Here is a 24,714-nt window from a genome sequence, read left to right as displayed (position 1 = left end):
GGTGGTGGGTTAGGCGGAGGCTCGATGGACCAGTTGGGTGTCCAGGAGGATGTGGGAGGCGGGTAGCTCCTCGCCACGGATCCGGGCCACCAGCAGGCGGGCCATCTGCCGGCCCATCTCCTCCACCGGCTGGAACACAGTGGTCAACGGCGGCTCCGCCCGCAGGGCGATCGTCGCGTCGTCGAAGCCGATCACCGCGACGTCCTGCGGCACCCGCCGGCCGGCCTCGCGCAGGGTACGCAGCGCACCGAACGCCATGAGGTCGGAGGCGACGAAGACCGCGTCCAGGTCCGGACAGGCGTCCAGCAGGCGACGCATGGCGGCCGCGCCGCTGCCCTCGCTGAAGTCGCCGTACGCGATCAGGTCGGGGTTGACGCCGGCCCCGGTGGCCTTGACCGCCTCGGTGTAGCCGGTCAGCCGGGCCAGGCCGACGCCCATGTCCTGCGTTCCGGCGATGGTGGCGATGCGCCGCCGCCCCTGCCGGGCCAGGTACTCCACCGCCTGCCGGGCCCCGCCAACGTTGTCCACGTCGACAAACCAGGCCGGTTGGGCGCCGGGTTGCAGCATCCGGGCGGGCCGACCGCCGAGCACGGCCGGCAGGCCGCGCTCCTCCAGCAACGTCGGCAGCGGGTCGGAGTCGTGCAACGACAGCAGCAGTACGCCGTCGACGTGCTGGTTGGTGAGGTGGTGCTCGACCCGCTCCCGTTCCACCGGCGACTGGGCCATGGCCAGCCAGAGCTGCATCGGCGTCTCCAGCAGCCCGGAGCTGATCCCCCGCACGATGCTGGCGAAGAACGGCTCGGTGAAGACCCGCTCGCCGGATTCGGACACCACCAGCGCGACGGAGTCGGTCCGCTGGGTGACGAGCGCACGGGCGGCCCGGTTCGGCACGTACCCCAGCTCTGCGATGGCCTGTTGGACCGCGGCCCGGGCCTCCGGGCTGACCTGGGGCGAGCCGTTGACCACGCGGGAGACCGTGCCCCGACCGACGCCGGCACGCGCCGCGACCGCGTCGAGGGTCGGGCGCCCGAGCGACCGGGTGCGCTGCGTTGTCATCGTCTGCTCCTCCGACGGCGGGCGGACCCGGCGCCACCTGCGAGAGGTGGACGCCGGGGCCGTCCTGATGGCTGGCCCGAGCCTATTGTGCGGCCAGACCGTTGCGCCGGATCACCGAGGCGTACCACTTGGCGCTGGACTTGGGGGTGCGAACCTGGCTGTCGTAGTCGACGTGGATCATGCCGAACCGCTTGGTGTAACCCCAGGCCCATTCGAAATTATCCATCAGCGACCAGGCAAAGTATCCCCGCAGAGGCACTCCGGCGTCGATCGCCTCGTGGGCGGCGCGCAGGTGGGCGTCGAAGTAGGCCAGCCGGTCGACGTCGTCGACCTGCCCGTCGACCACCGAGTCGACGAACGCGGAACCGTTTTCGGTGACGTACAGGGGCAGGTCGGTGTAGCCGTTCACCCGACGCAGCGTCTCGGTCAGACCCGGGGCGTCGATCTCCCAGCCCATGTCGGTGACCGGAACGCCACGGGTGACGAACCGGACGTCCTCGCTGCCCGGCCAGCACGAGGGGGCCGGGTCGGCCGCCACGCCCTCGACCGGCGCGGCGACCACGTGGCGGCTGTAGTAGTTGACCCCGACCAGGTCCAGCGGCGTGGAGATGGTCGCCAGGTCGCCGTCGCGCACGTGCTCGAAGTCGGTCACCGTGCTGAGGTCGGCCACCAGGTCCTCCGGGTACGACCCGCGCAATAGCGGATCCAGGAAGAACCGGTTGGCCAAGCCGTCGATCCGCCGGGCGGCGTCGGAGTCGGCGGGACTGTCACTGGCCGGGTCGACCGGGTAGAGGTTGACGGTCACGCCCACCTCGGCGGCCGGGCGGGCGGCCCGCAGTGCCTGCACGGCCAGGCCGTGACCGAGCATCAGGTGGTGTCCGGCACGCACCGCGTCCGCTCCGTCGGTGCGGCCGGGGGCGTGCACGCCGGAGCCGTAGCCGAGGAACGCCGAGCACCACGGCTCGTTCAGCGTGGTCCAGTAGCGCACCCGGTCACCGAGCGCGTCGGCCACCAGCGTCGTGTAGTCGGCGAACCGGGCGGCGGTGTCCCGCGCCGGCCAGCCGCCGGCGTCTTCCAACGGCTGCGGCAGGTCCCAGTGGTAGAGGGTGAGCCACGGCTCGATGCCGTTGGCCAGCAGCTCGTCCACCAGTCGCCGGTAGAAGTCCAGGCCGCCCGGGTTGGCCGCGCCGGTGCCGGTGGGCTGCACCCGGGACCAGGAGACCGAGAAACGGTACGACTTCAGGCCCAGCTCGGCCATCAGCGCGACGTCGTCGCCGAGGCGGTGGTAGTGGTCGCACGCGACGTCCCCGGTGTGCCCGGCGACGACCCGACCCTCGGTGTGGCTGAAGGTGTCCCAGATCGACGGGGCGCGGCCGTCCACGGCCGCCGCCCCCTCGATCTGGTACGCCGCCGTCGCGGCCCCCCAGAGAAATCCGGGTGGAAAGGTCAGCCCGGGGCGCTCGTCGAGGACGTCGACGGCGGGTGGGCTGGCGGGGTTGCTCACGACTTGACGGCACCTTCCATGATCCCGCCGATGATCTGGCGGCCGAACACGAGAAAGACGATTACCAGGGGGATGGTGCCGATCGCCGTGGCGGCGAACACCTGGGAGTAGTCGGTGTAGTAGGCGTACGAGAGGAAGGAGAGCGAGACCTGGAGGGTCGGGTTCTCCGGGGTGAGGATGGCGTACGGCCAGATGAACGAGTTCCAGGTCTCCATGAAGGTCAGCAGACCGAGCACGCCGGCGGCGGGACGTAGCGCGGGCAGCACGATGCTCCAGTAGATCCGGAACGTGCTCGCCCCGTCGACGCGGCCGGCCTCGATCAGCTCGTCGGAGATGGCCTGGCTGGCGTACTGCCGCATCATGAACACGCCGAAGGCGCTGACCAGGAACGGCACGGTGACCGCGTAGAGGGTGTCGTACCATCCCAGGTCCTGCATCATGGACCAGAGCGGGATGAGGCCCATCTGGGTCGGGATCATCATGGTGACGATGATCGCCAGCAGGAGGGCGTTGCTGCCCCGGAACTTCAGCTTGGCGAAGGCGAACCCCGCCAGTGAACCGGTGAGCACCACCGACACGGTGACCACCGAGGAGACGATGATCGAGTTCATCATGCCGGTGAGGAAGTTGGCGGCGTCGTTGTCGAGCACCCGCCCGAAGTTGTCACCGAACGCGCCACCGGGGGTCAGCGGCGGCGGCACGTCGTTGATGTTGTCCAGGCTGCGACTGCCGATCACCAGCATGTAGTAGAACGGGTAGATCGACAGCAGCGCCGCCAGGACGAGCGCCAGGTAGGTCAGCGGGCTGGTGCGCCACAGGCGCTGGGAAGCCGAGATCATCGATCTCTCCTCACTTCGCCGAGCGGCGGACGAGTAGGAAGTTGAACAGCGACACCACGATGATGATCATGAAGATCGCCCAGGCAACCGCTGCTCCGTAGCCGGCGGTGTTCAGGTTCACGATGCCCATCTCGTACATGTACATGGCCAGCGTCTGGAACTCCCGCTGGTTGCCGCCGATGATGTTGCCGTTGCCGAAGAGCAGGGGCTCGGTGAAGAGCTGCATGCCGCCGATCGTGGACAGGATGACCACGAAGATGAAGGTGGGCTTGAGCATGGGCAGGGTGATCTGCCAGAACTGTCGCCACGGGCTGGCGCCATCGATCTCCGCGGCCTCGTAGAGGTCCTTCGGGATCGCCTGCATGCCGGCGAGCAGGATCAGGGTGTTGTACCCGGTCCACCGCCAGTTGACCATGGAAGAGATGGCCGTCCAGGAGCTCCACCGGTGCCCGTCCCAGTCGACCGGGTCGACACCGACGAAGCTGAGCAGCCAGTTGAACAGGCCGAACTCCCGCTGGAACAACATCCCGAAGACGATCGCGACCGCGGCCACCGACACCACGTTCGGCATGAAGATGGCCATCCGGAAGAAGGTCTTGGCGCGCAGGAGGGTCCGGTTGAGTAGGTTCGCCAGGAAGAGGGCGAGCAACAACTGCGGGATGGTCGACAGGGCGAAGATGCCGAACGTGTTGACCAGCGCGTTCCAGAAGTACTCGTCGGACACCAGCCGGGTGTAGTTGTCGAAGCCGATGAACGTGTGCTCGCCGATCATGTCCCAGTCGTGCAGCGACATCCAGGCGGTACGCAGCATCGGGTACAGCCCGAATAAGCCGAAGATCAGGAAGAACGGGGCGATGTAGAGGTACGGCGAGTACTTGACATCGAGGCGGTTGAGTAACCTTCCCCGTCGACGTCGGCGGTCGACGTCGGGAGAAGGCGGTGCTGCTGGCGACGGCCGTGCCGTCGTGGCCGACAGGCTCATGCGAGTTTCCTTTTCCGGCGAGGCCCGGGGGCCCTCGCGCAGGGCGCTACGCGGAGGGGACCGGCCGGTGGCGTCCGGGAAGCCCCGAACGCCACCGGCAGGGAATCACTCAGAAGGCACCCTGAGTCTTGGCGTCCTTCGTGAACTGCTCCCAGGCCTTGGCCTTGTCGGCCTGCCCGTTCTCGAACGCCCGCAGGGCCGGCTCGAGCGCGTTCTCCTTCACCGCCTGGTGCTTCGGGCCCAGGTGGATCGGCTGGATCTTGGCGACGCTCTCCCCGAAGATCTTGCCGGTCGGCGCGTTGCTGAAGTACTCGTTGGTGTAGCTGAGGAAGGCGTCGTTCTTCAGCGCCTCCAGGTTGGTGGGCAGCGGGCCCTTGAGCTTGAAGGCCTCGACCTGGCTCTTCGCGTTGGTCAGGTACTCGGCGAGCTTCGCCGCCTCGCTCGGGTACTTGCTCTGCGCCGGAACCGCGAGCCACGAGCCGCCCCAGTTACCGCCGCCGCCCGGCACGGACGCGACATCCCACTTGCCCTTGTTGGCCGGACCGGAGTTGTCCGACACGATGCCGAGCATCCAGGACGGGCAGAAGGTCGCCGCGAAGGTGCCCTGCTTGAAGCCACCCGACCACTCCGGCGACCAGGTGGACGCCTTGGCGGAGATGTCCGCCATCGAGGTGGCGGTGTCCCAGGCGTTCTTCACCGCGGGGCTGGTGTCCGCGATGATGTTGTCTTCCTTGTCGTAGAACAGGTCACCGTTGCCCTGGAAGAGCACCCCGTTGGAGACGGCGGTGATCGAGTCGATGAACGCCTTGCCGCCGCTGCCCTGCTTGTACTTCAGACCGGCGTCGTGGAAGCCCTTCCAGTCCGGCCAGAGCGCCGACACCTGGTCGCGCTCGGCGGGCAGGCCGGCCGCCTGGAACAGGTCCTTGCGGTAGCAGACGGCGAGGCTGCCGACGTCGGTCGGCAGGCCGATCAGCCGGCCGTCCGGCGCCTTGCCCAGCTCCCACTTCCAGGGCAGGAATTCCTTCGAGTGGTCGGCGACCAGCGGAGTGAGGTCGGCCCAGTTGCGCGCGTTGGGCTTGAACTCGTTGAGGATGCCCTCTTCCAGGGCGGTGACGTCCGCCGCGCCCTTGCCGGTGGCCAGGTAGCGGACCAGCTTCGGCCGGTACTCACCGAGCTGCGCGGTCTTGCGCAGCTCGACCTTGATGCCGGTGTCCTTCTCGTACTGCTTGACGAGCTCGTCGTAGCCCATCTCGCCGAAGGTGTCGACGACCAGCTTGGCCGGCTTCTCGCCGGCCGCCGGCTTGTCGTCGTCGTTGCCGCAGGCTGCGAGACCGCTGACCGCGGTGATCGCGGCCAGGGCAGCGGCCGCCAGGCGGGTACGCCGCGTGGTGACACTCATTCGCTGACCCCTCTTTCCGGTGGTGAGGCTGATGTGTGTGGTGGGGGGTGCTCATCGCGCCGGGCCGGGGTCCGTGAGTGACACACACCACCTCCGGGAGCGCTCCCATGAGATTGCCGGCGGGTAACGGGAGTGTCAATAGGGCGTTGGGAGCGTTCCCAGATCGTTACCGCTGACCACTCCCACCGCACCAACCCCAACCACACCCCCCGTCCTACCTCGGTGATCAAGAGGTTTCGGTCAGGAAAGGTGGCGCCGCTGACGCAAACTTCTTGATCAACAACACCCGGCCCCGGAGGGCCGGGCGGGGGCGGTCAGCAGAAGCGGCGCAGGAGGGTGGTTGCGCGGGTGGGGTCGAATCGGGACGGGTCGAAGGTCGAACCCGCCCAGTCGCGCAGCATCGCGTGGCGGGAACTGGCGGGGTCGGCCGTGGCGTCCTGGTCGTCCAGGGCTTCCAGGAGCGCCTGGTAGCCCAACGGCCCGCCGACACCCTCCGGCGGGCAGGCCCGCTCGCCGGTCAGGCAGACCGGATACCGCTCGTCGGGGTCGGCGGTCAACGCGTCCTCCACGACCAGGTCGTGTTCCCACCAGTCGCCGAAGTCGTACGTGTAGGAGAACCGGCTGCCCTTGCCGAGCACCGCGTCGAGCCGCACGTCCAGCTCGTCGTGCAACGCCAACTCCCCGTCCGGGTCCGGCTCGCCGTACTGCATCGCGTCGATCTCGAACGAGTGCAGGTGGCAGTCCCGCCAACCCATCGCGTGCTGCACCACCCGGTGCAGCCGGTCCAGCGTGTAGCCGGCCGGCACGAGCACCCGGCGCCACACCGGCGGGCGGGTCCCGGCGAGGGACATCTTCAGCTGGAAGATCTGACGCGACATGCTGTCCTGTCCTCCCGCGGCTTAGGCTGCCAGCATGATCTGCCGAGCGTGCCGGGCCCGGCGACACGACGACTGCCCGGGCCGGAACTGGTGCGACTGCCAGCACCGTACCGCCGAACCCACCCCTCCGGTCACCGGTCCGGCCGGCGAATGACCGTCGGAATTCCGATCCGACGGCTCTGGCCCGAGCCGTCGACGCAGCCGCTCGACGACGCCACGCTGACCGCCCTCTACGGCCGTGCCGACGAGCCCCGACTGCGGATGAACTTCGTGACCAGCCTGGACGGCGCGGTCACCGTGGACGGCTACTCGGCCGGGCTCTCCGGCGAACCGGACAAGCGGGTGTTCGGCCTCCTGCGGATGACCTGCGACGCCCTGGTCGTGGCCGCCGGCACACTCCGCCACGAGGGGTACCGGGCGGTCCGGCTCAACGAGCGCCGCCGCGCCTGGCGTCGCGAGAACGGGCTGACCGAGTACCCGACGCTGGTGGTCGTCTCCGGTTCGCTCGACCTGGATCCGGCACAGGCCGCCTTCGCCGACGCGCCGACCCGCCCGGTGGTGCTCACCCACAGCGCCGCCGATCCGCCGCCCGGGCTGACCGACGTCGCCGACGTGCTGCGCTGCGGCGCCGAGCGGGTCGACCTGGCCGCCGGCCTCGCCGAGCTGCACCGCCGCGGGCTCACCCAACTGCTCTGCGAGGGCGGCCCACACCTGTTCGGCGCACTCACCGCCGCCGACCTGGTGGACGAGCTGTGCCTCACCGTCTCGCCGCTACTGGCCGGGCCCGGCCCCGGCCGGATCACCGCGGGAGACGCCGCACCTCCCCGGCACCTGCCACTGCGCCACGTGCTCGCCGCCGAGGACGGCGTCCTCCTGCTCCGCCACGCCCGTCCGTGACCCGCCGTCGCCCGGTCGCACACCCACCGTCGTCAGTGTGACGGCGCATGGTGTCGTCCGCCGCGTCGCGTGGCGACCTGTCGTACTCCTCGGGCAGGATGCAGGGCATGCGCGCCGACCGTGATGCCCGACCGACCCGAGCCGCCCGATGACCGACGCCGAGCTCGACAGCCCGGGCGAGGTGGTCGGGCGGGTGCTGGGCACCGCCGACGCCACCCCGTTGCAGTTCTGGACGGCCGTGGCGCCCGGCAGTTACCTCCAGCTCGACGACGTCGTGGTCACGCGACGGGAGCTGCCGGACCGGGAGCCGGTGACGATCGCCGGGGTGGTCACCCAGGTCCGCGCTCGGCACGAGGGCGCGCAGTTCGAGTCCGACGTGTTCGCCATCGCCGACGGCACGCTGCCCGCGCAGGTGCAGGAGGCGGCCGAGGTGACCACCACCCGGGTCGATCCCGAGCTGTACGTGCCGCCGACCCCGGGCGCGGTGGTGCACCGGGCCGAGGGGGACGCCCGGGCCCGCGCGCTGCACTTCGACCGGATGGAGCGGCGCATCCCGATGGGGATGGGTCGCGACGGGGTCCCGGTCTACCTCAACGCCGACTTCCTCGACGGCAGTCGGGGTGCGCACGTCTCCATCTCCGGCATCTCCGGGGTGGCCACCAAGACCAGCTTCGCCACGTTCCTGCTCTACTCGGTGTTCCGCTCCGGCGTGCTGGGCGGCGACGCGGTCAACGCCAAGGCGCTGATCTTCAACGTCAAGGGTGAGGATCTGCTCTTCCTGGACCACCCCAACACCCGCCTCGACGAGCCCACCCGCGCGGCGTACGCGAAGCTCGGGTTGAGCGCCGGCGCGTTCCCCGACGTGCGGGTGTACGCCCCGCCGCGCCCCGGCGACTCGGCCGGCACGCCGGATGTGAGCAGCCGGCTCACCGGCGTCGACAGCTTCTACTGGACGCTGAGCGAGTTCTGCACCGACCGCCTGCTGCCGTACGTCTTCGCCGACGCCGACGACGAGCGCCAGCAGTACACGATGGTGGTCCACTCGGTGGCCGCGCACCTGGCCCGTTACGCCCAGCCCGCAGACGGCGGGGTGAGCATCGACGGGGTCCGGCTCGGCTCCTACGGCGATCTGGTCGACCACATCGTCGATCAGCTCAACGACGACGAGACCCGCTCCGACTGGGCGGGCAGCGCGGTGGGGCTGGGCACCGTCAACGCGTTCGCCCGGCGGTTGATCGGCAGTAAGAAGGACCTGGCCCGGCTGATCCGTGGCGACCTCGCCACCCGCCGGCCCCACTCGATCAACACGAGCGAGTCGGCCCAGGTCACCGTGGTCGACCTGCACAACCTTCCGGACCGCGCGCAGCGGTTCGTGGTCGGTGTGACGCTCAAGAGCGAGTTCGAGCGCAAGGAGAAGTCCGGCACCGCCAAGCCGCTGCTCTTCGTCGTCCTCGACGAGCTCAACAAGTACGCCCCCCGGGAGGGCTCCTCGCCGATCAAGGAGGTCCTGCTGGACATCGCCGAACGGGGCCGTTCGCTCGGGGTGATCCTGATCGGCGCGCAGCAGACGGCGAGCGAGGTGGAGCGGCGGATCGTCACCAACTCGGCGATCCGGGTGGTCGGCCGGCTCGACCCGGCCGAGGCGTCCCGCCCGGAGTACGGCTTCCTCCCGCCCGCGCAGCGTCAGCGGGCGTTGCTGGCCAAGCCGGGCACCATGTTCGTCAACCAGCCGGACATCCCGGTGCCGCTCTGCCTGGAGTTCCCGTTCCCGGCCTGGGCCACCCGGGTCTCCGAGGCGGGCCGGGCACCATCGGAGACGCTGCGCTCGATCACCCAGTCCGCCGACCCGTTCGCCGTGGTGGGCTCCGGCGGCGGCACCGACGACGACATCCCGTTCTAGCTAGGGGCCGGCACAGCGATGAAGATCCTGCACACCTCCGACTGGCACGTGGGAAAGGTGCTCAAGGGGCAGTCCCGGGCCGACGAGCACAAGGCCGTGCTGGCCGGGGTGATCGAGATCGCCCGTGCCGAACAGCCGGATCTGGTGATCGTCGCCGGTGACCTCTACGACACCGCCGCGCCCAGCTCGGAGGCGACCCGCCTGGTCACCAGGGCGTTGACGGCGCTGCGGCGGACCGGCGCGGACGTGGTGGCGATCGGGGGCAACCACGACAACGGCCCGGCGCTGGACGCGCTGCGCCCGTGGGCCGACGCCGCCGGCATCACCCTGCGCGGCGGGGTGCGGGAAAATCCGGACGAGCACGTCATCGACGGCACCACCGCCGGTGGCGAGCGGTGGCGGCTGGCCGCGTTGCCGTTCCTGTCCCAGCGGTACGCGGTGCGCGCGTTGGAGATGTACGAGCTGACCGCCGCGGAGACCAACCAGACGTACGCCGACCACCTGGGCCGGGTGCTGGGGCGACTGACCGAGGGTTTCACCGAACCGGACCGGGTGCACCTGGTCACCGCGCACCTGACGGTGACCGGCGCGGCGACCGGTGGTGGCGAGCGCGACGCGCACACCGTGTTGGGCTACGCCGTTCCGGCCACCGTCTTCCCGGCCACCGCGCACTACGTGGCGCTGGGTCACCTGCACCGGGCGCAGCGGGTCGCGGGCCCCTGCCCGGTGCGGTACAGCGGCAGTCCGCTCGCTGTGGACTTCGGTGAGCAGGAGAACATCCCCTCGGTGACGATGGTCGAGGTGACGGCCAGCACCGCCGCCCGGGTGCGGGAGGTGCCGGTGACGGCGGCGAGCGCGCTGCGGACGGTGCGGGGCACCCTGGCCCAGCTCGCCGAGATCGAGGCACCGGACGCGTGGTTGCGGGTGTACGTGCGGGAGCAACCCCGCGCCGGCCTGCGCGAGGAGGTTCAGGAGCTGCTCCCCCGGGCCCTGGAGATCCGGATCGACCCGGAGCTGTTGGCCGCGCCGGGCAGCGGCGCGCGCATCGCCCAGCGGTCGGGGCGTTCGCCCCGGGAGTTGTTCGCCGACTACCTGGACAGCCGGGGCCACGCCGACGAGGGTGTCCGGGAGCTCTTCGACGAGCTTTTCGAGGAGGTCGAGCACTGATGCGTCCGATGCGGTTGGACATGGCCGGGTTCACGGTCTTCCGGGACGAGACCACAGTCGACTTCACCGACGCCGACTTCTTCGCGCTGATCGGCCCGACCGGTTCGGGCAAGTCGACGGTGCTGGACGCGATCTGCTTCGCCCTCTACGGCATGGTGCCCCGCTGGGGTGGCGCCCGGGGGTTGGCGAACGCGCTCGCGCCGTCCGCGACCGAGGCGCGGGTGCGGTTGGTCTTCGAGTCCGGCGGCGCCCGGTACGTGGCGACCCGGGTGGTCCGCCGGGACGGCCGGGGCAACGTGAAGACCGCGAACGCCGGGTTGCAGCTGATGCCGGCCGGCTTCGACGTGACCAAACTGGACACCGGGTTGAGCCCGGACGATCTCGGCGAGGTGGTGGCCGGCACCCCCGCCGAGATGGAGCAGGCGGTGCTGGAGGCGGTCGGGCTGCCGTACGAGCAGTTCACCAGTTGCGTGGTGCTGCCACAGGGGCAGTTCGCCGACTTCCTGCACGCCAAGCCGGCGACTCGGCAACAGATCCTGGTCAACCTGCTCGGCCTCGGCGTCTACGAGGACGTGCAGAAGAAGGCGACGGCGCGCGCCGCGCAGGCGGAGGCCCGGCTGGAGGCGGTCGATCAGGTGCTCGCCGGGTTGACCGGCGTGGACGACGAGGCGTTGGCCGAGGCCGACGCCCGGGTGGAGCGGATGGCCGAGCTGGCGGCCGCGGTGGCCGAGGCGGTGCCGGAGCTGGCTGCGGCCCGGGTCACCGCACGGGAGGCCGCGGCGGCGCTGACCGCGCTGGACGACGAGCTGACAGTGCTGACCGGGGTGCGCGCGCCGGCTGGGGTGACCGCTGTCGCTCGCGCGGTCGCGGCGGCGCGGGCCGACGCCGAGGCGGCTGCGGCGGGGGTGTCGCTGGCCGAGGAGCGGGAGGACAAGCTGCGCGGCGAGCTGGCCGCCGCCGGTGACGAGAGCGCGCTGCGACTGCAACTGCGGGCGTACGACGATCGGGATCGGCTGTCCGGCGAGGCCGACACGGTCCGGGCGACGGTACGCGCGGCGAGTGACGAGCACGCGGCCGCGGTGGCGGCGTTGGCCGCCGCGCGGGTGGTCGCCGAGCGGGCCGACGTCGAGCTGGAGGCGGCCTTCCGGGCGCACGAGGAGGCGAAGGCCACCGACCTGGCGGTGAGTCTGCGGGTACACCTGCATGCCGGTGCCGCGTGCCCGGTGTGTGAGCAGCCGGTGGCCGTGGTGCCGGCGGTGCCGGCCGATTCGGCGGTGGCCGCCGCGACGGCGGCGGGCAAGGCCGCGCGGGCCGCGACAAAGGCCGCGCAGGCGACGGTGCAGGAGCGGGACACGGCGGCGCGGGAGCTGGAGCGGCTGCTGGTGCAGGCGCGCGCCCGGCAGGAGCAGATGGAGGCCCGGCTGGCCGAGCTGAACGGGCAGCTCTCCGGTGCGGCCGAGCCGGCCGTCTTGCGCCGGGAGTTGGCGGAGCACGCCCGGCTGCGACGCGCGTTGGAGGAGGCGGCGACAGCGGTCCGGGCCGGCCGCGAGGCCGCTCGGCAGGCCCGGGCCGCTGTGGACGCCGCCGAGGAGCGGCTGCGGGCGGCGTGGCGGGCCTTTGACACCGCCCGGGACGGGTTGGCCCGGTTCGGCCCACCGGCGACCGATCGGGACGACGTGGCTGCCGCGTGGGCGGCGCTGACCGAGTGGGCGACCACCGAGGCGGACCGCCGCCGCGCCGAGCGGGCCGGTCGGGCCGCCGCCGTGGCGCAGGCCGAGTCGGTGGCCGACGGCGTGCAGCGGGCCATCACGGGCATCTTCGCCGCCGCCGACGTGCCGGTCGGGGACGACCCGGTGCACGCGGCGACGGTGGCGGTGGAGCGGGCCGACGCCGACCGGCGTCGGCTGCACGAGCGTCGCGAGCAGGCCGGGACGTTGCGCGAGCAGCGGGCGGGGCACGAGCGGGAGGCGCAGGTGGCGCGCGCGCTCGCCGGGCACCTGCGGGCCAACAACTTCGAGCGGTGGTTGCTGGCCGAGGCGCTGGACCTGTTGGTCGACGGCGCGTCGGGGATCCTGCGCGAGTTGTCCTCCGGGCAGTACGAGCTGGTGCACGACAAGGGCGAGTTCGTGGTGGTCGACCACCATGACGCGGGGCTGCGTCGCGGCGTGCGCACCCTGTCCGGGGGTGAGACGTTCCAGGCGTCGCTGGCGCTGGCGTTGGCGCTCTCCGAGCAGTTGGCGGGGATGTCCACCACGGCGGCGAGCCTGGAGTCGATCGTCCTGGACGAGGGTTTCGGCACGCTCGACGCCGCCACCCTGGACACGGTGGCGGCGACCCTGGAGAACCTGGCGGCCCGGGGCGATCGGATGGTCGGCGTGGTCACCCACGTGCCGGCGTTGGCCGAGCGGATCCCGGTCCGCTTCGAGGTGCGCAAGGATGCCCGGTCCGCGCGCGTGGAGCGGACGGGCCGGTGAGCGCGAGGAGTGCAGCGCAGCGGAGCCCCGCAGTCGCGAACGAAGGGCCAGCCCGGTGAGCGCGAGGGGTGCAGCGCGGATGGGACGGTCCGGCCGGTGAGTGACGCCGCGTTCTTCGTGGATTCGTGGGATCCGGCGTACGGGGCGTCGTTCGAGGCGTCCGCCGCCGGGCCGGCCGCGCCGAGCAGCGCGCAGGTCGACGCGGACGTGGAGGTGCCCGCCGTGGACTGGCGGGCGATCGGGGTACGCCCCGGGGTGCGGGCGCCCGACGTGGTGTTGCTTGTCGACGGGGTTCGCCGCATCGACGCGAGCATCTGGACGGCGGAGACCGACGGCCTGTCGTTCCCCGGATTGGCCGCCTCGTACGCGGCCGGGGTCGTCCGGTGTGACCTGGGGCGGGGTGCGGCGCAGTTGGCGGGCACCCGGGTCGGTCGGGGCCTGTTCACGGCGAGCCCGTCGGCGCAGGACGTGGTGGCGGGAGCCATCCGTTACCCGGTGCACCGGGTGGGTGGCACCGGTGAGCTGGCGAAGTTGCCGGCCGCCGTGCAGGGCCCGCTGACCGCGTTGGAGGTGGCGGTGTCCGACGCCGCCCGGGTCGACGGTGACCTGTTGGTGGTGGACGGCCCGCTGCGCAGTCGTCGGCAGTTGCCGCGCACCCTGGGCTACATCAAGACGCAGCACAGTCAGTACCTGGATGCCCGGCTGACCGCTGTGGTGACGGGTATGGCGTCGGGTGAGCGGTCCCCGGTGTTCCGGCTCGGCACCGCCTGGGGTGGTTGGTCGTGGTATTTGCGGCTGCCGGTGGCGATCGGCGCGCCGTGGGCGGGCGTCGTTCGGGTGGAGTGCTCCGCCGACCTGCCCGTCGAGGCGGCGATCGAGCTGGCCGACCTGTCCCTGGTGACCCTGCCCCGCTTCGCTTCCACCCCGTACAAGGATCCGCGGGCCCCGCAGAACCTGATCCCGATCGCCGGCCTGGAGCGCCGACTGCGGGCCCTGCTCGGCGACTCCCGGCTGCTGCACCGTGCGTTGACCGCCGCGGCCCGCGCCGCCCGATGAGCGCGGATACTGGTTCCGGTGGGGCGTAAACGGGCGGGTGACCGGGTGGTCGAGCAGGTGGACACCGGGCTGGCGGAGTTGGTGCCGGACCCGGACCGGGCCGGCTCGTGGACGCTGCTGCTGGACGGCGCGCCGCAGTCGCACGTCGACCTGAATGACCCCACTCACCTCGAGTTCGAGTACGTGCGACGGTTGGCCGCCGCCGTGGATCTGATCGCACCGGCCGGTGCGCCGCTGCGGGTGCTGCATCTGGGTGGCGGCGCGCTGACCCTGCCCCGGTACGTCTCCGCCACCCGACCCCTGTCTACCCAGCGGGTGTCCGAGGTGGACGGTGCGCTGGTGGAACTGGTTCGACGGGCGCTGCCGTGGCCGTCCGACGCCCGTTTGCGGGTACGGGTGGAGGACGCCCGGGCGGTGCTGGCGTCCACCCGGGAGGCCAGCTACGACGTGGTGGTCGCCGACGTGTTCGCCGGTGCGCGTACGCCGGCCCACCTCACGTCGGTGGAGTACGCGGCCGAGGTGGCCCGGGTGCTTCGCCCCGGCGGTTGGTACCTGGCGAACCTGGCCGACGGTCCGCCGCTGCGGCACGCCCGTGGGCAGGTAGCCACTGTCCGTTCGGTGCTGCCGCAGGCCTGTCTGGTCGGGGACGCGGCGGTGCTGCGGGGGCGCCGGTACGGCAATCTGGTGCTGGTCGCCGGGCGGTCCACACCACCGGTGCCGGAGCTGACCAGACGCGCTGCCGGCGACTGGTTCCCCGGCCGGGTGGTGGCCGGCGACGACCTGGACCGTTTCGTCGGTGGCGCGCAGGTGGTGCGGGACACCGACGCGACCGGCTCCGATCCGCCACCGCCGGGGCTGTTCTCGGTTCGCCGCTGACCGTCCACTCGACAGCGGCGGGGAAGTTTTTTCGTCGTTCGTTGATCCGCTGGGGTCGGCGCTGCGTACCACCGGGCGGCCCACCTCGTGGGCCGGCGTTGGTCACGGACATCCCGGAGGTCTGCATGCACGCGGTGGCGGCCGGTTGGCATGGCGACGCGGTACGCGCTGACTGGTTGTCGGCGCGGCCCTCGTCACGGTCAACCTCGTCTGCCCGGGGGGTCGACGCGCGGGCGACGCCTCGCCAGAATGGTCCGGTGACGCCGCGACCGGCGCCCGGGCGCCATCAGGCGACGACGACCGAGGCCAGCCACTCCGACCAGTTGATCCGTCAGCTCTATGCCGAGCACGCCGGCCCGTTGCTGATGTTCGTCATGCGCCTCACCGGGGGGGACCGGCAGCGCGCGGAGGACATCGTCCAGGAGACGCTGCTGCGGGCCTGGCGCAACGCGCACCGTCTGGGCACCCAGGGGCAGGGTTCGCTGCGGCCGTGGCTGGTCACTGTGGCCCGCCGCATCGCCATCGACGAGCACCGCAGCCAGGAGGCCCGGCCGCCGGAGACGTACGACCGGGACCTCACCGCGTTCGCCGAGGCGGACAGCACCGACCGGGTGCTGCGGACCATGACGGTGGCGGACGCGCTGCGGACGCTCAGTCAGTCGCACCGGGAGATTCTGATCTCGACGTACTTCCGGGGGCGGACGGTGCCGGAGGCCGCCGAGGAGTTGGGCCTGCCGCTCGGCACCGCCAAGTCGAGGGTCTACTACGCGCTGCGCGCGCTGCGCACGGCTCTGCAGGAGCGGGGGGTGACAGAATGAGCCGGCCGGACCACATGGACGTCGCGGCGTACGCGCTCGGTGTGCTCGACGAGCAGGACACTGAGCGGTTCGAGGAGCATCTCGCCACCTGCTGGGCGTGCGCGGCCGAGTTGGAGACGATGGTGCCGGTGGTCGGGCTGCTGTCCGACATCGACGGCGAGACGATGATGGCGCTGGAGCAGACGGCGACCGACCCGGCCCTGCTGGACCGGACGCTCGGCGCGGTCCGGGCCGACCGGCGGCGTACCCGGTTTCGTCACATGCTCGCGACGGCCGCCGCGGTGGTGGTCTTCGGCGGTCTGACCGGGTACGGCTTCGTCAGCGTGACCGGCAACGGGCAAGCGCCGGGGGTGCTCGCCGAGTCGACGCCGAGCGCGCCGAACGACCCGCCGACGAGCGTGCCGACGGCCGCGCCGAGCGGCCCGGGTGTGGGCGGCACCGAGGTGGAGGGCGACCAGGTCGAGGCGACCGACCCGACCACCGGTGTGCAGACCACCATGTTCCTGGTGACCAAGGACTATGGCACCCGGATCAATTTCAGCCTGCGGAAGCTGCCCGGCCCACGTATCTGCCGACTGGTGGTGGTACGCAAGAACGCCACCACCGAGGTCATCTCGACCTGGTCGGTGCCGGAGGGCGGCTATGGCACCAACACCCGGCCGCAGGGTCTTGAGCTGAGCGCCTCGACGTCGGCTCTACCGAAGGACATCAAGCAGCTCCAGGTGCAGTCGGTGGATGCCAACGGCGTGGCGAGTCCGCTGGTCACCGTACCCATGTAAGAGTGCCTACCGCATCGGCGCCGGTCATTGTGACAATGACCGGCGCCGATCTGTCGTTGGGCGCAGGATCCCTCGCGGGGGCGTACGCATGGCGGCCGGAAACGGTTCAATCGGTTTACGTGAAATTGACCACTGTTACTACTTCAACCTTGACAGCCTGCCCGCCGTACCTATGGGTGAACTGTCAAGAATGAGGAGGGCACGTGGCACAGATGAAGCGGACCGTCATCGTCGCGAGCGCGATGGTCGCACTAACGGCCTGCGCTCCCGCGGGTTACGACGGGGCGAACTCGAGCGCGGCCGAGCCGGTCGCCGTCGCCGCGGCCGAGCCCACCGCGACGGTTGAACCTGAGGCATCGGCTTCCGCGGAGGCGCCCGCCGCCGACGCCCCGCCCGCGGACGTCGACCTGACGGAGAAGTTGGTCGGTAAGAGTGTCGCCCGGATGGGCAAGGTGGTCACCGACCAGGACGGCTGGATCCTGTACCGCTTCGACAAGGACACCGCCGACCCGCCGTCGTCGAACTGCGTCGACAAGTGCGCCGAGGTGTGGCCCCCGGCACTGACCGACGGCAACCCGGAGCTCACCGGCGTCTCGGACGACAAGGTCGGCAGCGTGACCCGGCAGGACGGCACCCGTCAGCTCACCATCGCTGGCTGGCCGGTCTACCGCTACATCGGTGACAAGAAGCCCGGCCAGTGGAAGGGCCAGGCCGTCGGTGGCACCTGGTTCGTGGTCCAGCCGGACGGCAAGAAGAACCTGAGCTGCCTGCCCAAGGGCACGCCGAAGGCGGTCGCACCGCCGGCGGACAGCGGCTCGAACGACGCCGGCGGCGCGGGCTACTCGTACTGAGCCTGGTCGCCCACGAGGGCACGGTGGTCGGTCGTCGCCGGGGAGGGCGCGACCGGCCACCGTCGTGTCCGGGGTGGGTTCCCAGGCCGGACCGGTACGGCGGTCGCCAGCCCCCACGGTGACCTGGCAGAGTGGCGGGGTGACCGCTACCGAACCCGCCGCGACCAGGGTGCTGCGCCCGCCGGTCGGCTACCGGCTGTCCGCCTCGGTCCGCGCGCTCACCTTCAGCCCGTACGATCCGTGCGCCCGGGTGGCGGCCGGCACCTTCTGGTGGGCCACCCGCACCCCGGACGGTCCGGCCACGCTCGCGCTGCGACCGACTGGCGGCGAGTTGCTCGCGGAGGGGTACGGCCCCGGCGCGGAGCACGTCCTCGCCCGCGCCGACGCGATCGCCGGGCTGCGCGACGACCTGACCGGCTTCACCGAACTGGCCGCGGCGCACCCGCTGGTCGCCCGGCTGGCCCGGGAGCACCGGGGCCTCCGGATGCCCGCCACCGGGGAGGTCTTCCCCCGACTGCTGCGCGCGGTCTTCGAGCAGAAGGTCACCGGCAAGGAGGCCTACCGGGCGTACTCGGCGATGGTGCGGCACTTCCGGGAGCCGGCTCCCGGCCCGTTACAGCCGCTGCTCCTGCCGCCCGAGGCAGCCACCGTCGCCGCGGCCCCGTACTGGGTGTTCCACCCGTTCGGGGTCGAGCAGCGCCGAGCCGACACGCTCCGTCGCGCCGCGGCGCTCGCCGACCGCCTGGAGCGCAGCACCGACGCCGCCGACGCCACCCGCCGGCTGACCGCGATCCCCGGCATCGGGCCGTGGACGGCCGCCGAGGTGGTCCGGATCGCGTACGGCGACCCGGACGCGGTCAGCGTGGGCGACTACCACATCCCGAACACCGTGGCCTGGGCGCTCGCCGGCGAACCGAGGGGCGACGACGGCCGGATGATGGCCCTGCTGGAGCCGTTCCGAGGCCACCGGGGCCGGGTGTGTCTGCTGCTGGAGGCGGCCGGCATCCGGGCACCGAAGTACGGCCCGCGCGCCCCGATCCGCTCGTTCGCCCGGTTCTGAGTCGCTCCGGCGCCAGGTGTTCAGCGACCCGCACAGAGCCGACGCAGGGTGCGGCCGAGCCACCAGGCGTACGTGTGCTGCACGGCCCGGACCGCCGGGCCTCCGACGCGGGTGAACCAGCGGTCCGGCAGGCTGAACGCGCGGACCTCGAACCAGACCGCGCCGCTGTCGTCACGGACGACCTCGAACGCCTCCTCGCCCCGCTCCGGGTGCCCGGGCAGGGTGCCGTAGCCGAAACCGGCGAGCGTGGGCGAGTCCGCACTCCAGACCACCTGGCACGGCCCCCAGACGCGGGCCGGGCCGACACCGAGGCCGGAGGTCACCAGCACACCGGCGGTGGCTCTCGGCGCGTCGGTGCGGATCCGGACGCCGGCGGCGCGGTGCAGCCGCCAGCTCAGCACCGCGTCGGCGGCGGTCTCGAAGCAGCCGCCGGGCAACGGATACCGGTGGCGCAGGTGGTGGTACCCGCCGGGCAGCGGCCCGTGCCGGGTCGACCCCACCTCCGGGTACGTCAGCTCGGCCACCGTTGCCCCCTCGACCTCGACCGGACACGGGTCAGGGTACGACCGGCGCGGTCAGCCCCGCTCGCAGCGACGCCTGAGCCCGTCGGCCTCCATCCGCACATAGCGGCGGAACCGTCCGCCGTACAGCCAGCCGATCAGGCCGGCCAGCGGGCCGGACTGGCTGAAGGCCAACTCGACGCGGGTACGCCCGTCGGGCAGCGGCAGCAGCCGGTGCTCTGCGGTGGTCCGCACACCCGGCGCGTCGGAGACCCAGACGAACTCCCGCCGCTCGGTCAGCTCGGTGACCCGCCAGACCGCCGGCCGCAGCTTCGGCTGGGTCAGTCGTGCGGTAGCGCCGACGGTCAGCGGCCCCGGCTCCCCCCGCTCGGCCCGGGTCGCCGAGTCCGTCCACTCGGGCCAGCGGGGCACGTCGACAAGCACCGCCCAGACCTGCTCGGCATCCGCGGCGATCTCGGTATCGGCCTCGAACCGCATGGTGTCCCCTCCCCCGCGGCGCCGCTCGGCACCGCCACGGGTGCAGACGAGGCCGCCGGGAGCATTGTGACACCGGCGTTCAGCGCCGTCCGTCCCTCCTCAGTGGAGGCACCCGGGCCCGGCACCCGGTAGTTCCCGGCCGCACGACGCCGCCCGCGCCGATCAGGCGGCCTCGCGCAGGTCGGCCAGGGTGAGCGGGGTACGCCGACGCAACAGCTCCTCCAGCTCGGGCACCGAGCCGACCTCGCCGAGCACGTTCCGGCCGCCGCCGAACCGCTCCGGGTAGCGGCGGGTCAGCCGGAAGCGGTAGCGGCCCCGGATCAGCTCGACGCTCACCCGCCACCGCCCGCAGCAGTCACAGACCCACTCGGACACCTCGCGAAAGTAGCTCTGACCTGGGGTTGTTCGATTCGCCCGGTGGGGACGAGCGACGCGGAGGGCGACACGCCGCCCCGCCATCCACGGTGATCTGCCTCACGACTGTCGGCACCGTCTGATTGACTGGTCGGCGTGGACCTGCCGATCAACCCTCCGGTCGAGCCGATGCTGGCCAAGAGCGTTCCCAAGCTGCCCACCACGCCCGGGGTGACCTACGAGCCCAAGTGGGACGGGTTCCGGTGCATCGTGTTCCGCGACGGCGACGAGGTCGAGTTGGCCAGCCGGGGCGGCAAGTCGATGACCCGCTACTTCCCCGAGGTGGTCGAGCAGGCCCGCCGGCAGTTGCCGGAGCGCTGCGCTGTCGACGGGGAGTTGATCGTGATTCGACGCGACGGGCCGAGCGGCCAGCCCCGGCTGGATTTCGAGCTGCTGGCCCAGCGCGTCCACCCGGCCGCGTCCCGGGTGAAGATGCTGGCCGAGACCACCCCGGCCGACTTCGTCGCGTTCGACCTGCTGGCGATCGGTGACGAGGCCCTGCTCGACCAGCCCTACCCGCGCCGCCGGGAGCGGCTGGTCGAGGCGCTGGCCGGGGTGCGCCCGCCGGTGCACGTCACCCAGGTCACCACCGACCCGGACACCGCGCGGCGCTGGTTCGACGTCTTCGAGGGCGCCGGGCTGGACGGTTTGATCGTCAAGCCGGCCGACCTGCCGTACGAGCCGGGCAAGCGACTGATGTTCAAGGTCAAGCATGCCCGCACCGCGGACGCGGTGGTGGCCGGCTTCCGCTGGCACAAGTCCGGCCCAGTGGTGGGCTCGCTGCTGCTCGGCCTGTACGACGACGCCGGGGTCCTGCACCACGTGGGCGTGAGCGCGTCGTTCAGCATGACCCGCCGCGCCGAGTTGCTCGACGAGTTGGCGCCCTATCGGGACACCGGCGGCGAGCACCCGTGGGTGCACGGCGACCACGAGCGTGGCCAACGCATCCCCGGTGGGGTCAGCCGGTGGACCGGCACGAAGAACCTGGAGTGGGAGCCGGTGCGCCCCGAGTTGGTGGTCGAGGTGGGCTACGACGCCATGGAGGGCGAGCGGTTCCGGCACACCGCGCAGTTCGTTCGGTGGCGCCCGGACCGCGACCCCCGATCCTGCCGCTACGACCAGCTCGACCGGCCGATCCGCTTCGACGTGGACCAGGTGTTGCGCGGCGACCCGGCGGCCACCGTGGACCGAGCCGCCACCGGCTCGGCGTAGCCTGGCCGTCGACCCGATTCCGGAGGACCACGTGACCCGCACCGCCGACCAGCCTCGGATGGCGTCCAGCCGCCGGGTCCGTCGCACTCTGGCCGCCTTCGTCGTCGCCGCGCTGCTCACCGCCGGTTGCACGCTGCCGGCGTTCGCGCCGCGCACCGAGGTGGAGGGCGCGGCCGCCCCGACCGGCAGCGCACCGAACTGGCGGCCCTGCCCGGAGGTGCCCGACGAGTTGGTCGGGCGGAGCGCACCGAACATGCGCTACGAGTGCACCCGGATCGCGGTGCCCCGTGACTGGGGAACCGGCGGCGGGGCGAGCGCCGGCCCGGGCGCCGGGCAGACCTTCGAGATCGCCCTGCTGCGCGCCCGGTCCACCAAGCAGCGCGACCGGGTGGGCTCCTTGGTGATCAACCCGGGCGGTCCGGGCGGTTCCGGTGTCGACACCGCCGTCTACCTCTCCTTCGGCTCCCAGTTCGGCGGGCTGCCCGCCTCGATCACCGAGCGCTTCGACATCGTCGGCTTCGACCCGCGCGGGGTCTCCCGGTCCAGCCCGGTCAAGTGCATCTCCGACGCCGACCTGGACGCCAGCTTCGGTTTCGACCCGGACCCGACGAGCCAGTCGGCATTCGACGGCTTCGTCGGCCTGAGCCAGCGGATCGGGCGCGGCTGCGGCGACCGCTACGGCGACCAGTTGCCGCTGTACGGCACCGAGCAGGCCGCCCGCGACATGGACGCGGTACGCGCCGCCGTGGGCGACGACAAGCTCACCTACCTGGGCTACTCGTACGGCACCCTGCTCGGCGCCACGTACGCCCAGCTCTACCCGCAGCGGGTGCGGGCGCTGGTGCTCGACGGCGCTGTCGACCCGCAGCAGCGACTGGTCGAGGGCTCGGAGAGCCAGGCCCGCGGCTTCGAACGGGCCTTCTCCAACTTCACCCGCTGGTGCGCGGCGAACGCCGGCCGCTGCCCGATCGCCCCGGACGCCCGCGCCGCTGTCACCTCGGCCATCGACAAGGCCAAGGTCTCCCCGGTACGCGGCGACGACGGGCGGGAGGCCACCGCCGGCTGGGTGTTCTACGCCGTCATCTCCTCGCTCTACACCGAATCAGGCTGGCAGGAGCTGGCCCAGGCGATCGACAAGCTTGCCGAGGGCGACCCGAAGGACGTGTTCCGACTCGCCGACGCGTACGCCGGCCGGGAGGACGACGGCCACTACTCGAACCTGTTCGACGCCAACCTGGCCATCAACTGCGCCGACGAGACGGAGAAGCCGAGCCGGGAGCAGATCCGGCGGTTGCAGTCCGAGTGGCGCGGAAAATACCCGCTGTTCGGGCCGGCGTTGGCGGTCGGCATGCTGAGCTGCGTCGAATGGCCGGGCGGGCGTGACCCGTACCCGACCGGGAAGGCGAACGGCGCACCGCCGATCGTGGTGGTGGGCACCACCGGCGACCCGGCGACACCGTACGAGCAGACCCCGCGGCTCGCCTCGATGCTGGGTGTCGGTCGGGTGCTCACCTGGGAGGGCGAGGGACACACCGCCTACCCGCAGACGTCCTGCATCACCAACGCCGTCGACGCGTACCTGATCGACCTGACGGTGCCACCGGAGGGGCAGCGCTGCCCGGCCCGCTGACCGGCTGGGTCGGCGGCAGTGGGGGCAGATCGATCCCCTGCCGGGCGGCCAACTCCTCCAGCAGCGCCCGCATCCGGCGCACGTCGGCCTTGAGCTGCTCCTGCTCCTCATGCTCGAAGGCGTTGTCGTCGACGATGAGCCGGCTCGCGAAGTGCGCGGTGATCAGCGGGATGACCAGCAGCACCATTGTCGAGATGAGCAGCGCGGCCAGTGTGCGGCCCGCCCAGGTGGTCGGCGAGATGTCGCCGTATCCGACGGTGGAGGCGGTCACCACAGCCCACCAGACGGCGTCGGCCGGGCTGCGCTGCTCGACCTCCCCGTAGATGACCCCGGCGACCACGATCATCAACAGGTACGAGGTGATCAGCGTGCGGGGCGAGTTGGCGAACCACACCAACGCCTGGTACACCCAGCGGAACGGCAGTAGCACTAGCTCCATGCCGCCCCATGCTGCCCGCTGCCCGCAACCGGCACAGGCCCATTCGCCGGTTTCGCTGTGCCAGGATCACCGGCATGAGCGACGTGACCTACCGGGAGGCGGTCCGGGCTGACCTGCCCGCCGTCATCGCCCTGCTCGCCGACGACGTCCTGGGCAAGGCCCGCGACTTCACCGAGGTCGACGAGGCCTACGAGAGGGCGTTCGCGGACATCAGCGCCGATCCGCGCAACCAGCTCATCGTGGCCGAGCAGGATGGCGTGATGGTCGGCTGCCTGCAGATCACCTACATCCCCGGCCTCGGTCGGCACGGCGCCGAACGGTCCCTGATCGAGTCGGTCCGGGTCCGCTCCGACCAGCGTGGTCAGGGGCTGGGCCGGGAGCTGATGACCTGGGCCATCGACCAGGCTCGCCAGCGTGGCTGCGCGCTGGTGCAGCTCACCACCGACAAGACCCGCGAGGACGCGCACCGCTTCTACCTGGGCCTTGGCTTCACGGCCAGCCACGAGGGCATGAAGCTCGCACTCTGACCAGCGGCGCTGACGTCTCGGGCGGCCTCCGCTACTGCTGGACGGACGCTTTGGAGCTGATGTCGCAGACGAGTCACCCGTCCGGCGATTCGTTCACGACATCAGCTCCAAAGCGAGCGCGGACCGCCATCGGCCGCCCAGCGTCCCGAAGGGAGCCGGCGCCCTACGTCACAGTTGTAGGCTCCGGCCGTCGCGGGGCACCGTCGACAGCCCGCCCTCCGGCGGGGTCAGCCGTCGACCAGGCGGCCGTCGCGCAGGACGAGCACCCGGTCGGCGAGGTCGATCAGGGCCGGGTCGTGCGTGGCCACCAGGGCCGTCATGCCGCGGGCGTGCACCACCGCGCGCAGCAGGTCCATGATGGATCGGCCGGTCTCCGAGTCGAGCTGACCGGTTGGTTCGTCGGCGATGAGCAGGTCCGGCTCGTTGGCCAACGCACGGGCCACCGCGACCCGCTGCTGCTGGCCACCGGAAAGCTCGTACGGGCGCTGCGCGGCGTGCCCGCCCAGGCCGACCAGTTCCAGCAGCACCGCCACGCGCTCCTCCCGCTGCGCGGCCGGCACCTGCGCCAGCCGCAACGGCACGCCCACGTTCTCGGCGGCGGAGAGGATCGGCACCAGCCCGAAGGTCTGGAACACGAACCCGACGGTGCCCCGGCGCAGCCGCAGCAGCTCCGCCTCCCCGGCCGAGGTGACCTCGTGCCCGGCCACCACCACCTGGCCGGTGTCCGGCCGGTCCAGCCCGCCGATCAGGTTCAGCAGAGTGGTCTTGCCGGCCCCGGACCGACCTCGGATGGCGACCAACTCGCCCCGGTTGGCAGTGAACGACACGTCCCGCACGGCGTGCACGGCGTGCTCACCACGACCGAAGGTCCGGCTGACCCCACTGACCCGGACCACCTCGTCGGGGTGCACCGAGGGTGCACCGCCGAAGCCGGCCGCGCCGGTCACCACCATGTTCT

Annotated in this window: 24 protein-coding genes; 13 read left to right on the top strand and 11 right to left on the bottom strand. The window is 71.8% G+C overall.

Features of this window, described 5'->3' with window-relative positions; genetic code table 11:
• Positions 1-9 precede the first annotated feature (9 nt).
• From ABZ794_RS20825 to ABZ794_RS20800, 6 genes are all read right to left on the bottom strand, one after another.
• On the bottom strand, positions 10-1,056 hold the full coding sequence (locus ABZ794_RS20825) for a LacI family DNA-binding transcriptional regulator (protein WP_210783191.1): 1,047 nt from the start codon (positions 1,054-1,056) through the stop codon (positions 10-12).
• A gap of 82 nt (positions 1,057-1,138) precedes the next feature.
• The gene (locus ABZ794_RS20820) at positions 1,139-2,560 is read right to left on the bottom strand and encodes a GH1 family beta-glucosidase (RefSeq protein ID WP_238690929.1); all 1,422 of its coding nucleotides are present in this window, start codon (positions 2,558-2,560) and stop codon (positions 1,139-1,141) included.
• Positions 2,557-3,399 carry a carbohydrate ABC transporter permease gene (locus ABZ794_RS20815; protein WP_210783187.1) on the bottom strand — a complete coding sequence of 281 codons (843 nt, stop codon included), beginning with the start codon at positions 3,397-3,399 and terminating at the stop codon, positions 2,557-2,559. The genes ABZ794_RS20820 and ABZ794_RS20815 overlap by 4 nt, the downstream gene beginning before the upstream one ends.
• A gap of 10 nt (positions 3,400-3,409) precedes the next feature.
• Positions 3,410-4,381 (bottom strand): sugar ABC transporter permease, encoded by a 972-nt coding sequence (locus ABZ794_RS20810; RefSeq protein WP_210783186.1) that lies wholly within the window; start codon positions 4,379-4,381, stop codon positions 3,410-3,412.
• Positions 4,382-4,490: 109 nt separating this feature from the next.
• Positions 4,491-5,780, bottom strand: a complete 1,290-nt coding sequence (locus ABZ794_RS20805) for an extracellular solute-binding protein (protein ID WP_210783184.1) — start codon at positions 5,778-5,780, stop codon at positions 4,491-4,493.
• A 314-nt stretch (positions 5,781-6,094) separates the two neighbouring features.
• On the bottom strand, positions 6,095-6,658 hold the full coding sequence (locus tag ABZ794_RS20800) for a plasmid pRiA4b ORF-3 family protein (RefSeq protein WP_210783183.1): 564 nt from the start codon (positions 6,656-6,658) through the stop codon (positions 6,095-6,097).
• 150 nt (positions 6,659-6,808) lie between these two features.
• Here ABZ794_RS20800 and ABZ794_RS20795 point away from each other — a divergent pair, with 150 nt between their 5' ends.
• From ABZ794_RS20795 to ABZ794_RS20750, 10 genes are all read left to right on the top strand, one after another.
• Positions 6,809-7,555, top strand: coding sequence for a pyrimidine reductase family protein (locus ABZ794_RS20795; protein ID WP_210783182.1), 747 nt, complete (start codon positions 6,809-6,811; stop codon positions 7,553-7,555).
• 148 nt (positions 7,556-7,703) lie between these two features.
• Positions 7,704-9,455 carry an ATP-binding protein gene (locus tag ABZ794_RS20790; RefSeq protein ID WP_210783180.1) on the top strand — a complete coding sequence of 584 codons (1,752 nt, stop codon included), beginning with the start codon at positions 7,704-7,706 and terminating at the stop codon, positions 9,453-9,455.
• An 18-nt stretch (positions 9,456-9,473) separates the two neighbouring features.
• Positions 9,474-10,622, top strand: a complete 1,149-nt coding sequence (locus ABZ794_RS20785) for an exonuclease SbcCD subunit D (RefSeq protein ID WP_112584988.1) — start codon at positions 9,474-9,476, stop codon at positions 10,620-10,622.
• Positions 10,622-13,096: an SMC family ATPase gene (locus ABZ794_RS20780; protein ID WP_238690925.1), complete on the top strand. Its 2,475-nt coding sequence runs from the start codon at positions 10,622-10,624 to the stop codon at positions 13,094-13,096. Before ABZ794_RS20785 ends, ABZ794_RS20780 begins: the two co-directional genes overlap by 1 nt.
• A 96-nt stretch (positions 13,097-13,192) precedes the next feature.
• The gene (locus tag ABZ794_RS20775) at positions 13,193-14,152 is read left to right on the top strand and encodes a hypothetical protein (protein WP_238690924.1); all 960 of its coding nucleotides are present in this window, start codon (positions 13,193-13,195) and stop codon (positions 14,150-14,152) included.
• Between the two features lie 18 nt (positions 14,153-14,170).
• A complete protein-coding gene (locus tag ABZ794_RS20770) occupies positions 14,171-15,028 on the top strand; it encodes a fused MFS/spermidine synthase (protein ID WP_357517027.1) in 858 nt (285 codons plus the stop codon).
• 125 nt (positions 15,029-15,153) lie between these two features.
• A complete protein-coding gene (locus tag ABZ794_RS20765) occupies positions 15,154-15,846 on the top strand; it encodes a sigma-70 family RNA polymerase sigma factor (RefSeq protein ID WP_091400696.1) in 693 nt (230 codons plus the stop codon).
• A complete protein-coding gene (locus ABZ794_RS20760) occupies positions 15,843-16,625 on the top strand; it encodes a zf-HC2 domain-containing protein (RefSeq protein ID WP_210783174.1) in 783 nt (260 codons plus the stop codon). The genes ABZ794_RS20765 and ABZ794_RS20760 overlap by 4 nt, the downstream gene beginning before the upstream one ends.
• 203 nt (positions 16,626-16,828) lie before the next feature.
• Complete coding sequence (locus ABZ794_RS20755; protein ID WP_238690922.1) at positions 16,829-17,476, top strand: hypothetical protein; 648 nt, start codon at positions 16,829-16,831, stop codon at positions 17,474-17,476.
• A 139-nt stretch (positions 17,477-17,615) separates the two neighbouring features.
• A complete protein-coding gene (locus ABZ794_RS20750) occupies positions 17,616-18,536 on the top strand; it encodes a DNA-3-methyladenine glycosylase 2 family protein (protein ID WP_210783170.1) in 921 nt (306 codons plus the stop codon).
• Positions 18,537-18,556: 20 nt separating this feature from the next.
• On the opposite strand, the gene ABZ794_RS20745 is transcribed toward ABZ794_RS20750, so the two are convergent.
• The 3 genes from ABZ794_RS20745 to ABZ794_RS20735 all read right to left on the bottom strand — a co-directional run bounded on the left by ABZ794_RS20745 (position 18,557) and on the right by ABZ794_RS20735 (position 19,909).
• Complete coding sequence (locus ABZ794_RS20745; RefSeq protein ID WP_210783168.1) at positions 18,557-19,060, bottom strand: DUF1990 domain-containing protein; 504 nt, start codon at positions 19,058-19,060, stop codon at positions 18,557-18,559.
• Positions 19,061-19,111: 51 nt separating this feature from the next.
• A complete protein-coding gene (locus tag ABZ794_RS20740) occupies positions 19,112-19,534 on the bottom strand; it encodes an SRPBCC family protein (protein ID WP_210783166.1) in 423 nt (140 codons plus the stop codon).
• A gap of 162 nt (positions 19,535-19,696) precedes the next feature.
• Complete coding sequence (locus tag ABZ794_RS20735; RefSeq protein WP_124858806.1) at positions 19,697-19,909, bottom strand: hypothetical protein; 213 nt, start codon at positions 19,907-19,909, stop codon at positions 19,697-19,699.
• A 135-nt stretch (positions 19,910-20,044) separates the two neighbouring features.
• On the opposite strand from ABZ794_RS20735, the gene ABZ794_RS20730 reads away from it, so the two are divergent.
• Both ABZ794_RS20730 and ABZ794_RS20725 read left to right on the top strand, forming a co-directional pair.
• Complete coding sequence (locus tag ABZ794_RS20730; protein ID WP_238690919.1) at positions 20,045-21,160, top strand: ATP-dependent DNA ligase; 1,116 nt, start codon at positions 20,045-20,047, stop codon at positions 21,158-21,160.
• A 58-nt stretch (positions 21,161-21,218) separates the two neighbouring features.
• A complete protein-coding gene (locus tag ABZ794_RS20725) occupies positions 21,219-22,790 on the top strand; it encodes an alpha/beta hydrolase (protein ID WP_210783252.1) in 1,572 nt (523 codons plus the stop codon).
• On the opposite strand, the gene ABZ794_RS20720 is transcribed toward ABZ794_RS20725, so the two are convergent.
• Positions 22,717-23,229 carry an ion channel gene (locus tag ABZ794_RS20720; protein ID WP_238690918.1) on the bottom strand — a complete coding sequence of 171 codons (513 nt, stop codon included), beginning with the start codon at positions 23,227-23,229 and terminating at the stop codon, positions 22,717-22,719. The genes ABZ794_RS20725 and ABZ794_RS20720 overlap by 74 nt on opposite strands.
• A 74-nt stretch (positions 23,230-23,303) precedes the next feature.
• Between ABZ794_RS20720 and ABZ794_RS20715 the strand changes: the two genes are divergently transcribed.
• Positions 23,304-23,756 (top strand): GNAT family N-acetyltransferase, encoded by a 453-nt coding sequence (locus ABZ794_RS20715; protein WP_357517022.1) that lies wholly within the window; start codon positions 23,304-23,306, stop codon positions 23,754-23,756.
• A 227-nt stretch (positions 23,757-23,983) separates the two neighbouring features.
• Here the strand turns inward: ABZ794_RS20715 and ABZ794_RS20710 are convergent, their stop codons facing one another.
• Complete coding sequence (locus tag ABZ794_RS20710) at positions 23,984-24,709, bottom strand: ABC transporter ATP-binding protein (protein WP_210783249.1); 726 nt, start codon at positions 24,707-24,709, stop codon at positions 23,984-23,986.
• Positions 24,710-24,714: the final 5 nt, after the last annotated feature.

It is taken from the genome of Micromonospora sp. NPDC047187 (genome assembly GCF_040643355.1).
Taxonomy (GTDB): domain Bacteria; phylum Actinomycetota; class Actinomycetes; order Mycobacteriales; family Micromonosporaceae; genus Micromonospora; species Micromonospora salmantinae.
This window is presented reverse-complemented; position numbering and strand designations above follow the sequence as displayed.